The sequence below is a fragment of the Bacillus sp. JJ1533 genome (assembly GCF_036965045.1).
Classification (GTDB): Bacteria; Bacillota; Bacilli; order Bacillales; family Bacillaceae_L; genus Ferdinandcohnia.
Map to the genome: position 1 here is coordinate 22,098 of NZ_JBALOV010000029.1, position 13,791 is coordinate 35,888.

At 38.2% G+C, this 13,791-nt stretch carries 15 protein-coding genes and 1 pseudogene; 8 read left to right on the forward strand and 8 right to left on the reverse strand.

Features of this window, described 5'->3' with window-relative positions:
- Window positions 1-48 precede the first annotated feature (48 nt).
- Window positions 49-432, forward strand: coding sequence for a nuclear transport factor 2 family protein (locus V7138_RS15450; protein ID WP_335398911.1), 384 nt, complete (start codon window positions 49-51; stop codon window positions 430-432).
- Between the two features lie 42 nt (window positions 433-474).
- On the opposite strand, the gene V7138_RS15455 is transcribed toward V7138_RS15450, so the two are convergent.
- Window positions 475-1,761: an NCS2 family permease gene (locus tag V7138_RS15455; protein ID WP_335398913.1), complete on the reverse strand. Its 1,287-nt coding sequence runs from the start codon at window positions 1,759-1,761 to the stop codon at window positions 475-477.
- 117 nt (window positions 1,762-1,878) lie between these two features.
- On the opposite strand from V7138_RS15455, the gene V7138_RS15460 reads away from it, so the two are divergent.
- On the forward strand, window positions 1,879-2,745 hold the full coding sequence (locus tag V7138_RS15460; RefSeq protein WP_335398915.1) for a LysR family transcriptional regulator: 867 nt from the start codon (window positions 1,879-1,881) through the stop codon (window positions 2,743-2,745).
- Between the two features lie 68 nt (window positions 2,746-2,813).
- Here the strand turns inward: V7138_RS15460 and cspD are convergent, their stop codons facing one another.
- The 3 genes and pseudogenes from cspD to msrA form a co-directional block, all read right to left on the reverse strand.
- Complete coding sequence (gene cspD / locus V7138_RS15465) at window positions 2,814-3,014, reverse strand: cold-shock protein CspD (protein ID WP_077618477.1); 201 nt, start codon at window positions 3,012-3,014, stop codon at window positions 2,814-2,816.
- A gap of 253 nt (window positions 3,015-3,267) precedes the next feature.
- Complete coding sequence (msrB, locus tag V7138_RS15470) at window positions 3,268-3,714, reverse strand: peptide-methionine (R)-S-oxide reductase MsrB (RefSeq protein WP_335399054.1); 447 nt, start codon at window positions 3,712-3,714, stop codon at window positions 3,268-3,270.
- Window positions 3,691-4,230, reverse strand: a pseudogene (gene msrA, locus V7138_RS15475) (peptide-methionine (S)-S-oxide reductase MsrA); the annotation flags it as partial. The gene msrB and the pseudogene msrA, both read right to left, overlap by 24 nt.
- Before the next feature lie 120 nt (window positions 4,231-4,350).
- Here msrA and V7138_RS15480 point away from each other — a divergent pair.
- Complete coding sequence (locus V7138_RS15480) at window positions 4,351-4,596, forward strand: DNA alkylation repair protein (RefSeq protein ID WP_335398917.1); 246 nt, start codon at window positions 4,351-4,353, stop codon at window positions 4,594-4,596.
- Window positions 4,597-4,662: 66 nt separating this feature from the next.
- Here V7138_RS15480 and V7138_RS15485 read toward each other — a convergent pair whose 3' ends face one another.
- Window positions 4,663-5,676 carry an acyltransferase family protein gene (locus V7138_RS15485; RefSeq protein ID WP_335398919.1) on the reverse strand — a complete coding sequence of 338 codons (1,014 nt, stop codon included), beginning with the start codon at window positions 5,674-5,676 and terminating at the stop codon, window positions 4,663-4,665.
- 561 nt (window positions 5,677-6,237) lie between these two features.
- On the opposite strand from V7138_RS15485, the gene V7138_RS15490 reads away from it, so the two are divergent.
- The 3 genes from V7138_RS15490 (at window position 6,238) to V7138_RS15500 (ending at window position 9,047) form a co-directional block, all read left to right on the forward strand.
- Entirely contained in the window at window positions 6,238-7,449 is a 1,212-nt protein-coding gene (locus V7138_RS15490) for an MFS transporter (RefSeq protein WP_335398920.1), read from the forward strand.
- A 151-nt stretch (window positions 7,450-7,600) separates the two neighbouring features.
- A complete protein-coding gene (locus tag V7138_RS15495) occupies window positions 7,601-7,888 on the forward strand; it encodes a phage holin family protein (RefSeq protein ID WP_335398922.1) in 288 nt (95 codons plus the stop codon).
- 175 nt (window positions 7,889-8,063) lie between these two features.
- Window positions 8,064-9,047 (forward strand): glycoside hydrolase domain-containing protein, encoded by a 984-nt coding sequence (locus tag V7138_RS15500; RefSeq protein ID WP_335398924.1) that lies wholly within the window; start codon window positions 8,064-8,066, stop codon window positions 9,045-9,047.
- Window positions 9,048-9,099: 52 nt separating this feature from the next.
- Here the strand turns inward: V7138_RS15500 and V7138_RS15505 are convergent, their stop codons facing one another.
- The gene (locus tag V7138_RS15505; RefSeq protein WP_335398926.1) at window positions 9,100-9,795 is read right to left on the reverse strand and encodes an AIM24 family protein; all 696 of its coding nucleotides are present in this window, start codon (window positions 9,793-9,795) and stop codon (window positions 9,100-9,102) included.
- Between the two features lie 149 nt (window positions 9,796-9,944).
- Here V7138_RS15505 and V7138_RS15510 point away from each other — a divergent pair, with 149 nt between their 5' ends.
- On the forward strand, window positions 9,945-11,111 hold the full coding sequence (locus V7138_RS15510; RefSeq protein WP_335398928.1) for a chromate transporter: 1,167 nt from the start codon (window positions 9,945-9,947) through the stop codon (window positions 11,109-11,111).
- Window positions 11,112-11,152: 41 nt separating this feature from the next.
- Here V7138_RS15510 and V7138_RS15515 read toward each other — a convergent pair whose 3' ends face one another.
- Complete coding sequence (locus tag V7138_RS15515) at window positions 11,153-11,899, reverse strand: AAA family ATPase (protein ID WP_335398930.1); 747 nt, start codon at window positions 11,897-11,899, stop codon at window positions 11,153-11,155.
- Between the two features lie 151 nt (window positions 11,900-12,050).
- Between V7138_RS15515 and V7138_RS15520 the strand changes: the two genes are divergently transcribed.
- Window positions 12,051-12,569 (forward strand): HD domain-containing protein, encoded by a 519-nt coding sequence (locus V7138_RS15520; protein WP_335398932.1) that lies wholly within the window; start codon window positions 12,051-12,053, stop codon window positions 12,567-12,569.
- 46 nt (window positions 12,570-12,615) lie between these two features.
- On the opposite strand, the gene V7138_RS15525 is transcribed toward V7138_RS15520, so the two are convergent.
- Window positions 12,616-13,554: a magnesium transporter CorA family protein gene (locus tag V7138_RS15525; RefSeq protein WP_335398934.1), complete on the reverse strand. Its 939-nt coding sequence runs from the start codon at window positions 13,552-13,554 to the stop codon at window positions 12,616-12,618.
- Window positions 13,555-13,791 lie beyond the last annotated feature (237 nt).

The window sequence follows — 13,791 nt, forward strand, 5'->3', positions numbered from 1 at the left end:
AGATATATATTTGAATAGATATAATACTAGCTGATAAGGATGATATAAATGACGACAGAACACCTCTTACTCAAAGAAAAAGCAGTGTATTTTTTAGATTTGGTAATATCCGGAAAAGTCCGCGAAGCATACGAGAAATATGTGGGTCCTGATTTTTCTCACCACAACCCGTTTTTCCGTGGTGATGCTAAAAGCCTAATGCTCGCAATGGAAGAAAATGAAGTCCAAAACCCTCACAAGATATTCGAGGTAAAGTTCGCCATACAAGAAGGAGATAAGGTTTCAGTACTCTCCCACATAAGGCAAAATTCAGATGATCTTGGCGCAGCAGTCGTACATATCTTTCGTTTTGAAAATGACCAAATTGCTGAATTATGGGATATTGGTCAACCTCTACCAGAGAACTCCCCAAATGAGAATGGTATGTTTTAAAATTTAGTTTCATACGCCAAAAGCAGCCCAATAGGACTGCTTTTAATACACATATTGAATTACAAAATTACTAAAAAATAAAATGGCAATCATATACAATGCAGGATGAACTTCCTTCCCTTTCCCCATTAACAACTTCATCACTGGGTATAAAATAAATCCGATCGCCATGCCGTCTGCAATACTATATGTTAATGGAATTAGCACGATAATTAATAGTGCTGGAAAGCTCTCCGTAAAATCATCCATTGAAATATTTACAATGTTTTGTAGCATTAGAACACCAATCAAGATTAGAATCGGTGAAACCGCGCTTGCGGGAACCATTTTAATCACAGGAATAAATAAAATGGATACTAAAAACATAACCCCTGTTACAAAACTGGTTAACCCTGTTCTTCCGCCAGCTGTAATACCGGCGGCTGTTTCTACAGATGCGACAGTTGGACTCGTTCCAAAAACACCAGAAGATAAAACTGAAACCGCAGTTGCTTGTAATGATTTCTTACCGCTTTCCGGACGTTTTAGCATATTCGTATGACCGTGAATGAGGCCAATATTTTCAAAAACGAGCACCATTGCTAATGAAATAGAGGTTAACCAGAAGACAATATTACCCGCCTCTGCCCATGATAATTGGCCAAAAACACCGAAGTATGCCTGTAAATCAGGTGTTGTTAAAGAAAGCCCTTGAAAATCTGCTCCACCAATCCAAATCGATAAAACAGATGTAATCAAAATACTTAATAAAAGGTTACCTGGTACATTTTTAATAAATAATAATACCGTGATGATCAAACCAAGAAAAGTTGTAATGACAGTCGGACTGCTTAAATCACCAATTGCAAGCAAAGTATGCTCTGAGCTTGTAATAATTCCCGCATTGTCAAACCCAATTAAAATCAAGAGAATTCCGATCCCAATAGTTATTGCTTCTTTTAACGAATTCGGGATTGAGGTAGTAATTACCTTCGCTAAAGGGGTAAATGCAATCACTACGAAGATTAACCCTGAAACAAATACCATCGCCAGTGCTTCCTGCCACGTAAATCCCCCAGATTGCACGATTGTATAAGTAAACATCGCATTAAGCCCCATACCAGGGATGAGCAGAATCGGAGTATTACTCCATAATCCTATAAGAACACAGCCAAAAAAACTTGTTAAAATGGTTGCGATGATTCCTGCTTCCATCGGGATACCCGCGGCTGCTAATATCGTAGCATTGACAATAATAATGTAGACTACGGTAATATATGAAATCAATCCCGCAGAGAATTCTTTTCCGATTGTTGTACCATTTTGTTGTAAGTTAAAAAATCGTTCCATATATAATCACCTTTCTATCCGTTGCAAACGATACTAATCATAACATGGACTTATACTATATGAAAAATATATAATTTATATAGAAACCATACTTTTTTTATATAGAAGGTGACATTAATGGACATCAAACAATTGCGCTATTTTATAGCAATTGCCGAAGAAAAGAATATTACGGCTGCCGCCAATCGACTTCATATGTCTCAGCCACCATTAAGTATGCAGCTGAAACAATTAGAGGAAGAACTTGGTGTTAAATTATTTGAACGCAATGGAAAGACAATGGAGTTAACCGACAAAGGCGACATTCTATATCGACGTGCTTTGCATCTTGTTAACAATGTAGAGGAAATTAAAAATGAAATTCAAGAAGCTGAAGAAGGAACAAAAGGTGTTCTAGCTGTGGGGATTAATACACTATCTGTATCAGGTTTTTCTGACATGCTTCAAGCTTTCCATCAAAAATATCCGCTCGTTACATTAAAGATCGTACAAAATGATTCGTATTATCTTGCTGAAATGGTAAAATCGCGGGCAATAGAAATGGCATTCGTACGTCTTCCACTCGAACACCGTGGTTTCATTTATGAACATCTTCTTAACGAGCCATTTGTTTTTGTGAGCAATAAAAAAACTACCAAGATTTCGCTCGAAGAAATTTCACAACTTCCCCTTTTAATTCCTAGTACCGAAGGCCTTGGTAGTTATAATATCATTCATGAAGCATTTTCTAGACAAAAACTTCAATTTACGAGCATTGCGGAATGCTCGGATATGCATGTCTTAATGGAGATGGTTAAGGGTGGAATGGGAGCAACCATTGTTCCAAAATCAGTATTGGATGTGTATGGGGATCAAAATCTTTACTTCGCCCCAATAATAGACTCCAATTTGTATTCATCGTTAGGAATGATCTGGCTTGAGCATCACTATGTCTCAACCCCAGCGAAAAACTTTATTGAGTTGGTGAAAGAGGAATTGGTGTAATTAAAAAATCAATAAAAAAACAGCCCTACATTAATAGGACTGTTTTCCGTTCTCATTTATAGGTTAAATTATAATTTAACTACGTTAGATGCTTGAGGTCCACGGTTACCTTCAACGATTTCGAAAGAAACTTCTTGACCTTCTTCTAAAGTTTTGAAACCATCGCCTTGGATTGCTGAGAAGTGTACGAAAACATCGTCTCCACCTTGTACTTCGATGAAACCGAATCCTTTTTCGCTGTTAAACCATTTTACTTTACCATTTTGCATGAAATATGCCTCCTAAAATGAACACACAAACCATTTGTGCATTGAAAAATTTAACCATTGTACACTTACATAAATCTAAAACAAATTCACATATAACTTCAGAAGAATAGCCGAAATTAACGTTCTTTCTTATCTTTTTAAACTTATATAACGCAACAAAATGGTCTATTTCATCATATCATTGGAGATTATTCTAGTCAACCAACAATTATTAAAATAGTCATTTTTTCACAAATGCTGTCTAGTCACCTTTTTAGCTGAAAAGCTTCGCATATTCCCCATAGCCCTCTTTTTCAAGGTCTTCCTTTGGAATAAAACGAAGTGCAGCTGAGTTAATGCAATAACGCATGCGAGTTGGGCCAGGACCATCATAAAATAAATGGCCTAAGTGTGAATCTGCTGTATTACTTCGAACCTCTGTACGGATCATACCATGTGAAGTATCAAGTTCTTCTACGATTTCCTTCGCATCAATCGCCTTTGTAAAACTTGGCCAACCACAGCCAGCATCATATTGGTCCAATGAACTGAATAACGGTTTGCCCGAAACGATATCAACATAAATGCCTTCCCTTGCATTGTTCCAAAACTCATTTTGAAACGGAGGCTCTGTTCCCTGTTCCTGTGTCACATAATATTGCATGTCTGTTAGATTTTTCTTTGCCTCTTCAAATTCCTTTGCAGCCCAGTGCTTTCTAATAAATTTATCTCTTCCGGAACCTGTACGGTAGCGATTATAATGTTCAGGTTTCTTTTTGTAATAATCCTGATGATACTCTTCCGCACGGTAAAATTCCTTTGCAGGAAGGATTGGAGTCACAATCGGTTTTGAAAAAATTCCGCTTTCCGCTAATCGTTGCTTCGATTCTTCGGCAATTTTTTTCTGCTCCTCACTATGGTAGAAAATTGCTGTACGATAGGAGTCACCACGATCATAAAATTGTCCTCCAGCATCTGTAGGGTCAATTTGTTGCCAAAAAACTTCAACTAATTTTTCATAGGGAAATATGTCCGGGTTAAATGTGATTTGAACGGCTTCATAATGCCCTGTTGTATCTGAGCAAACTTCTTCATATGTTGGGTTTTCCTTTGTTCCGCCTGTATAACCAGAAACAACCTCAATAATTCCTGGTTGTGTATCAAACGGCTTAACCATACACCAGAAGCACCCACCCGCGAAGGTTGCTTTTTCCACTTTTTCATGTGTATTCTCCATGTACCCTCTTCCTTTCTCCTTTTGCTTGTTTTTATTATATCACTTCCTGCGTGCGTTCAAAAAAATACGCTCATAATTCTTCCATAACAGGAAAAAGTAAAAAATAGGAGGTGTAGGAAGATGAATAGTCCTTATTTATGTCCTAATTGTAAGACCAATCGCTCAAGGTTTAATATTATTGAACAAGTCCCCAGATCAGTTAAAATTGACCCACAAAGTGGTGAAGTCGTCGAAGAATACACTGCAAACCTTGATCCATTTCATATCCCATACCGGGGCCCAGAAATCAAGGTCCAATGCGGCGTCTGTGGTCTTATCGAGGACGAACAATCCTTCGTCAAACGAGCTCAGAATTATAAAGGGTAAAAGTAAAAAGGGGCGTCTCTCTTGAAATTCCGGTTATAACCGGTTCAAGAGAGACGTCCCTTTAAATTAATACCCTTCCTGTTTTATTCTAAAGTATTTCTTTATTATTGAGAGGCGGAGTTCGATTAACGGCTGCGTAATGGCTCTAATTGTTTTCGTAGATAACAATAATGTTAAAATCAGTGAAGCGCCTACTAGTATCACAAAATTTCCAGTATCGTTGATCACGTCAAGCCATTCACTGTTCCGGAAATATTTAATTACAAAGCCGTGTAGTAGATAGACATACAACGTATGGGTACCCCAGCTTGTGAAGAAATATTGTTTTTTCGGTAACAGTGAGAAGAATGCGATTGTCATCACAATCGAAACAATATAAACGGCTAGTCTTATTAGTCCACCTAGACTTTCCTGTGACAGTGTCTCATACGATTTTGACCCAAGTAGCCAACCCGTATTGAAATCTGGAACAAAATAATAGCCGATCAAAATGGCCAAAAGTAAAGTGGCTGAACCTAGTTGAACAGACGGACGTTTCAACGCGATAAAATGCTCTTTTTTACAATAGAACCCTAATAAAAACAATGGGAAAAAGACAAATGTCCGTGATAAACTCAAATAATTTTCCACGAAAGGAATATATCCAACCCCTACTCCAATTAAAACTGCAAGTGTTATTGACCATCTTATTGGCAGCTTCGTATAAGCATACAACATTACATTCCAACAGAATAAGCTAATTAAGAACCAAAGTGACCATTGTGGGTTAAATGGTTCGAATAAAAGTGACTGCCCCTTATATAGGAAATAATAATAAATGGTATAAAGTAGCTGAAAAATTAAATATGGAATCAAAAGCTTTTTCGCCGTTTTTTTAATGTAGCCTTCCTTCCTGAATCCTTTTGCAAAATATCCCGAAACTAAAATGAACGCAGGCATATGAAAAGAATAAACAAAGTGATAAACTGTCATGATGATTTTATGATCATCGGTAAAAGGCTGAATAAAATGTCCAAAAACCACAAGGAATATTAGGATAAACTTCGCGTTATCAAAATAATATTCTCGCTTAGTAGCCATCATAAAACCTCCATACTATTGTTATCGTATTATAGCATCACAATGAGGTATTTTATGACGATGTCTTTGATTTGTAAATATCTTTTTATAGATGAGGATCTGTTTGTAACTATATTGAAAAATCTTAATCAAATTGAAACAAACTGTAATCATTTTTTCGTTGTGAAAAATATCATTTTTACGTGACGGATACTTCTTTTCCCATATACAAATTGAGGACAACAACTTGTTTTTTGTTAAAGTACAAATGGTTAAACAAATAATCCCTTTAGCACACTACAAAACAATTGAAATCCTACCCGATTTCCGGCACTTTTATCAATTAACAAATGGAACTGAGGTCTTACACATGTATTTTCCTCATTAAAAAAATACTCAGTGCCGCTGAGTATTTCTTTTTTGTCATATACAAGTATTTTCCAAACTGGAAAAGACCATTTTTGTAATCTTCAGCCAAATAAGCAACAAGATATTTCAGTATCCGAAAGTTTCGATAATGAAAATAACCGTCAATTATGGTATTATGAATCTATTAGAATAACATAGGAGATGGAATGAGTTATGCCGACTTGGCAACGAAATTTATGGGTTCTTTGGATTGGTGTCTTTTTTACCGCTTCAGGTTTTTCGATGGTTATTCCCTTTCTACCAATCTTTCTGTTGGAAATTGGGGTACACGATCACACTGAATTATGGTCAGGGTTAATATACGGGGCCGCCTTTTTTGCAGGTGCATTTGCGACACCGTTTTGGGGAAGAGTTGCTGACAAATACGGACGTAAACCAATGATTATACGGGCAGGATTTGCCCTTTTTGTCGTTTACACACTAATGGCATTCGTTACTAACCCTTATCAAATCTTAGGATTACGTCTTTTACAAGGTTTGTTGAGCGGATTTATTCCAGGGGCAATAGCCCTTGTTGGTACAAATACACCATCGAAAAAGGTTGGTTATGCGCTTTCGATGATATCATCGGCAGCAGCAACTGGGATGATTTTAGGCCCACTATTGGGTGGAGGCTTAGCTGAACTTTGGGGTAGTCGCTGGGCTTTTGCAAGTGCCGGAATCATCGTCTTTTTTGCAACGATTTTAATCATCTTTTTCGTAAAAGAGGAAAACTTCAAAGCGAACAAAGAAAAAGGCTCTGTTATCAAGGACTTTTGCATTGCAATAAACAACCGCCCATTCTTGTTGGTATTAATATTGACACTTATGGTCAGCTGTTCTACGATGATCATCGATCCGATCTTGCCGTTATATATCGCTGATATTGCAAGTCACACAAACTATGCAACATTACTCACTGGTTTTATTATTTCCTTACCAGGTCTTGCAAGCGCACTGTTTGCACCTGTATGGGGTAAATGGGCCGATAAAGTTGGCTTCCAGCGTGTCTTATTCATCGGACTTTTGGGGGCAGGAATCGGAACTCTAGCCCAAATCGTCTTTACCCATATTTGGGGCTTTTCCTTCATACGTTTTGTTTATGGGATCTTTTTCTGTGCAGTTTTCCCTGCTTTAAATGGACTTGTCGTCAAATCAACACCAGAGGATTTCCGCGGCAGAGCTTTCAGTTTAAACCAAACCGCAAACCAAATCGGCGGAATGATTGGCCCGCTTATAGGAGGATTATTAGGAGGATTCTTCCCAACAAAAATCCTTTTCACTGTTACTGGAGGATTACTTCTAGTTGCAATGGCTACAGCTTACGTAAATAGTAATGAAGGAAAACGCTTTGTCAAACGAGAAGTATTTGCGAAAAATAAATAAGGTGAAACCCAAAACGCTAGGCTCATACCTGGCGTTTTTATTTCGGGTATTTAGTACATCTTATTTTACATAAAAATGATTTTTGAATAACCAATGCCTATTTTCTCGAATATTTTATCCTAACAGCGATTGAGAAAATGAAGGTGAAAATATGGATCTCGATTTTAAATTATACATTCGTCAAGATGCGTTTATTTTAATTCCTGTCCTCTATTTTATTGGGTTAATCTTAAAAGATACTCCTTACATTCCGGAGTGGACATATCGATGGATTCAATTAATCTTTGCTGTGATTGCCTGTCTACTTTATTATGGAATTGAAATACAATCCGTTGTACAAGGGATTCTTGTTACCGGAGCCACTATGATTTCTGAGGATCTATTTAAAAATACCATCCACGGGATCAACACCGCTATCAATAAAAAAGATGATAATTAAGAGATTGTTTAAACCGTGGCCACTGACCACGGTTTTACATATTCCCTTTTATTCTCAAAGATCATTATTAAATGCGCATACCAAACAACTGACGTTTCTATCACTGCAGCCCGGACCCACACGGCACACTTATTCCTTACATATGATACAGAAAGGATTAAGTTGAGGTGATGAAATGACGGAAAAAGGATTTAACCTAATGATATCTGCAATTATCGGTTTCCTGTTATGCTGTGCGGTGTATTTCTATGTAACCGAGGACAAAACAAAGCCTGTAACATCGTCTCCTACTACCGAGGCACCACCAACTCCTCCTCCTGCAAACACAGATAAGAATCAACCACCGCCAGCAAAGGAACAAGACAAAGAAAATCAAGAAAAAAATAATGAAAATGATAAACAAAAAGAACAAGATAAGCAAAAAGAACAGGAAAAAAAGCAAGAGCAAGATAAGCAACAACAAGAGCAAAACAAAGATGAAAAAGCAAAACCAAGCGATAAGTTACCTGAAATCGTTTGGGGAATCGACTCCGCTAGTGAAACAACAAAGGATTTTTATGCATGTGTAAAAGAGAACTTCGGTGACCCTGTTATATTTGGTCGTTACCTTGGTGAGCGAGATGGAATTTCAGTCGGGCTAACAGCTGAACAAGTAAAGATGATCCACGCTGAAGGCGACTTTATCCTACCAATCTATAACCATTTTAATAACGCGACCGGGTACGATAATGGTGTGGCACATGCAAAGGAAGCAATTAAGCTTGCAGGTGACCTCGGCATCCCTGAAGGAGTTGCGCTATTTGCCGATATTGAACCAGATTATCCAGTAGATTCCGAGTTTATTAAAGGCTGGTTTGAGACGATTGAAACGTCAAACTACAAATCTGGGATTTATGGGGTTTTTGATCCAGAACAAGCTTTGTTTAAAGCGTATCAAGAAGCTGGAAAAAGTAATAAAGCCATCATCGAACAAAACTATATTTGGACTGCTGCGCCAAGTGTAGGAGTTACTGTCGAGTCAAAAGCACCAGAATATAAACCATCCGCTCCAAAGGGCTCACTTGCATGGGGCTGGCAATACGGCCTAGAATCCAAAGCATGCAACATTGACACCAATCTATTCAAACGCGAACTGGTTGATGTTCTCTGGGGACCGTAAATTGAATTTAAAGAAGCATGGGTATTTTGTAACTCATGCTTCTTTTTATTAATTAACCATTCGACTGCTGCATATAAACCTCTTCGTATGGTTGAACGATGACAAAGCCATCTCCTTCAAATCTCATTTGGATTGACTCGCCACTGCCACGTCCGACAAAGGTTTTAAACGATATATCCGTTTGAAACTCTGGTTGAAGATTTCCTGACCATGCAACAGTTGCATTTGGATCGGTTATAACCGGTTTTCCAGGGGTAACCCGCAATGTGAGTGGCTCGTAGTGAGTTGTGATTGCAAGCATCCCGCTTCCCTCACAACGAACATTAAACAAACCACCTGCCATCATTCCAGCGACACGCTTCATTAGTTTAATTTTATGATTTAAGGATGGTTCAAAGGCTAGAAGATCATTTCCATTTACGTAAATCGCTTCATTTTGCAGCTGAAGAATGATAATTTTTTTTCCGCTATCAGCCAAGTACAGCTTCCCTTGTCCATTCGCTTTCATTAATGAAGCCCCTTCACCTGTTAACGCTTTCTTAAACATGTTCCCAAGGCCATGCTCAAGGATCCCTTCTCTTTCATACTTGATTTTCCCATTGTATGCGACCATTGAACCTGCTTTAGCCCAAACCATGCCATTTAGATTGACTTCAAGCATTCTAGGTGTCTCTAATTCAAATAGGCCTTCCCCTTTGTCCTCCTGCTCTGTGTTTTTAATAAACTCTGCAATTGAATATTTACTCAAGTCACCCACATCCTTTCGTTAATTTGTATTACGATTGGGCTGGTAAGAAGGTTTCATTTTGTAAAAGTTTTGTAAATTCATAGTGTGTTTATCTTTAATACGTGCTTACTAATGATATAATTCCGTTAGCATTATAAAAGGAGAACAAAATGAAAAACTTACTAGAGATTTTTCTCGTGTCAACAAGACTTGGATTAACATCCTTTGGAGGACCTGTTGCCCATTTAGGTTATTTTCATGAAGAATACGTCCGCCGAAGAAAATGGATGGATGAAAAAACATATGCGGATTTGGTGGCTCTGTGTCAATTTTTACCTGGTCCTGCAAGCAGTCAATTAGGTATTGGCATCGGTGTCATGCGTGCTGGTGTTCTTGGTGGAATTGTATCCTTTCTCGGTTTCACACTACCATCCGTGATTGCACTGATCGCTTTTGCCTTAATCCTCCAAGGTTTTGATGTCAGTACAGCAGGTTGGTTACATGGCTTAAAATTAGTCGCTGTCGCTGTTGTGGCACATGCAATCCTTGGAATGGCGCAAAAGCTTACCCCTGATTTACCTAGAAAATCACTCGCATTGTTTGCATTAGTTGGGACTCTCTTATGGCAAACAGCCTTTACACAAGTAGCAGTCATCCTCATTGCGGCAGTTATTGGCTTTATTTTATTTAAAAATCAAGCGGACAATGAAACTACAAATCTGCGGTTTCCAGTATCTCATACGTTTGCTGTAATCTGTTTAACGATGTTTTTCGGTTTGCTTATTGTTTTACCGATATTAAGAGAAGTAACTTCCATCGAATGGATTGCTATGTTTGATAGTTTTTATCGTTCCGGTTCACTTGTTTTTGGTGGAGGGCATGTCGTTTTACCGTTATTGGAGCGTGAATTTGTTCCATCAGGATGGCTCAGTGAGGAGGCATTTTTAGCAGGTTATGGTGCTGCACAGGCAGTCCCGGGTCCACTGTTTACATTTGCTGCCTATCTTGGTGCCGTGATGAATGGATGGCAAGGCGGATTACTTGCAACTGTAGCGATATTCCTACCAGCGTTCCTCCTAGTTTTAGGAACATTACCATTCTGGAATACTCTACGACGCAATCCTAAAATTAAAGGAGTGTTAATAGGGGTAAATGCAGCGGTGGTTGGAATATTGATTTCAGCCTTCTATCAACCGATATGGACCAGCACTGTGTTTACACCAATCGATTTTGCAGTTGCTGCCGTTTTGTTCAGCATGCTTGTCTACTGGAAGCTACCACCTTGGATTGTGGTTGTAACAGGGGCGATTGGAGGAGCCATTTTAAGTTTGTTCTAGACTACCAGTTTGGTAGTCTTTTTTTCAGGAGATAATCCCTCTTAATTTTCCGCCTCATCCTCGCGAAACAATTCCTCTAAATACCGTTCCCGACGATTTAAAAAGCCCATTGTGATCTGATAATGCTCAGTATCCTGATAGGCAATCTTTTCAATAGGTGACGCATCGAAATTGTATATCTGAGCACCTGGATAGCCCAGCAAAATCGGAGAATGCGTTGCAATAATAAATTGTGCATCTCCTCTTCTTGTTAAGTCGTGAATCACTCGTAAAAATGCAAGCTGCCGTGCAGGAGATAATGCCGCCTCTGGTTCATCCAATAGATAGATGCTTTGACCCCCAAACCGATTCAAAAATAAAGACAAAAAAGACTCACCGTGGGACTGCTCATGAAGCGACTTGCCGCCATACCCTTCAAATTGAAAAGTAGGATCCTCCTGGGCCAATTGATCCAAATAGGACGCAAACTGAAAAAAGCTTTCTACTCGCAAGAAGAAGCCTTGATTAATTTTCGGCATCCATGAAAGTCGGATGTACTGACTTAAGGCTGGAGTTTCCTCATCAAATGTATAATAATTATTTCTTCCACCTCCACCAGTGTTAAACCCACACTTAAAAGCGATTGCCTCTAGCAAAGTGGATTTACCTGACCCATTTTCCCCCACAAAAAACGTGACGGGCTCATGAAAATCAAGCTGGTCCAACCCCCTTATACTAGGGATCGAAAAAGGATACTCACGCACATTATGTATTTGTTCTGCTACTACTTTCACACTTCGTAAAAACATTTCCTCTCACCACGCGATCATAATAAAACCATTTTAACATGCATATTCTACTATTCCACCCTTTTCCAAGCAAATTGGATTATTATATCTTGATAATACTTAGCAGACATGGTAAGATTCAAAAAATTTCATTTTTAAGGAGGCCTGGCAAATGAGATATGTGACATTAACAGACATCTTTAATCATCGGATTGCGCAAAAATACTTGTCTCGTTCAGGGAAAGCACACGCAATCGCTTGTGCTTATCATGCATTTAAAATGGCCAAGGAACGGAATGTTTCAGTAGATTTAGCAACAAAGGCTGCTTTGCTTCACGATATGGGGCATTACACCTGGTATAAAAATGGGAAATGGGACTACAGCATGTATAAGGAATATGACATTCATGCAATTAAAGGTGCGGAACGCGCTCATAAATTATTGATTCGATTAGGCGAAAATCCAAAACATGCAAAAGATATTGCCTATGCGATTTTATTCCACACAGACTCCTACATCGAGGAAGGTTTTATTAAGCGCACACCTCTCCAAGCCATCACAAAGCTTGCGGATGAAATGGATGAAGAAAAAGGAGGTCTTCATCATTATCGTCAAATTGATGAGGACAAAGCGAAGACAATGATTGCCCGGCTCGATGCCTTGGTTGAAGAAGAAATGAACGAACAATAAACAAAGAAAAAGCGTCGATCCGTCAACTGGACCAACGCCATGACCTTTAGAAGAATCGTTTCTTCCAAAAGATATAAGCAGTAATGCTTGATAGTATAAACGAAATGGTAATCGCAATTAAAAAGGAATATTGATATTCCTGGAACGGAATCGAGACGTTCATTCCATAAAAACTCGCAACCATCGTTGGCAAAGATAGAATGATCGTTATTGAAGTTAAAAATTTCATGACAATGTTCACATTGTTGGAAATCACGGACGCGAATGCATCCATCATGCCACTTAAAATCGAGGTATGGGTTTCCGCCATTTCAATCGCCTGCTGATTTTCAATGATGACATCCTCAAGCAATTCCTGATCATCTTCATACATTTTCAAGTACTTACTTTTTAACATTTTCTGCATGACAATATTGTTTGACTTTAAGGAAGTCGTAAAATACACTAAACTTTTCTCAAAATTTAATAGTGAAAAAAGCTCCTTATTTTTCATCGATTGATGGAGCTCTTTTTCAATTAAATCGGTTTTCTTACTAATTTGTTTTAAGTATCTAAGATATAAGGTTGCCATTGAATAAAGAATTTGGAACGCAAACCGAGTTCTTTTAAACGTGAAGAAGTTTTTAATTTTCCCCTCGGAGAAACTATGAAAAATTGGATTATCCTTTAAACAAACCGTCACAAAACAATTTTTCGCAATAATGATTCCCAGAGGAATGGTGTCATATATTGGTATCTCATTTTCATCCATTGACACCGAAGGAATATTTACAATAATTAAAATATGTTCTCCGTCTTTTTCAATTCGAGACCGCTCTTCTTCGTCCAATGGGTCCTTGATAAATTCAACTGGTATTTCTAATGCTGTTGTAACTTCATTGATTTCTTTTTCAGTTGGCGCAATGAGGTTAATCCAGCAACCGTTTGTAATCGTAGTTGTTTCCTGTAACTTCCCCTGCTCATTGGATAGATAAATAGTTAGCATGTTCAAACCTCCTCATTTTTACGAAGAAGTCAAAAATCTCACCCAGTTAAAGTTGAATTTTTATTGGTTTTCCACCTAACTATCATAGGTTCATTAATGACTTCCCCTTTTATCGACGCGGGATCAGGGTCGTTACACAAATGACTGCCCATAAAAATTCAACTCCCTTTACGTAAAATTTAACACCACCATATTTTACTCGAAATATCGCTGTTTGTAACTACATGATTTTCTCCA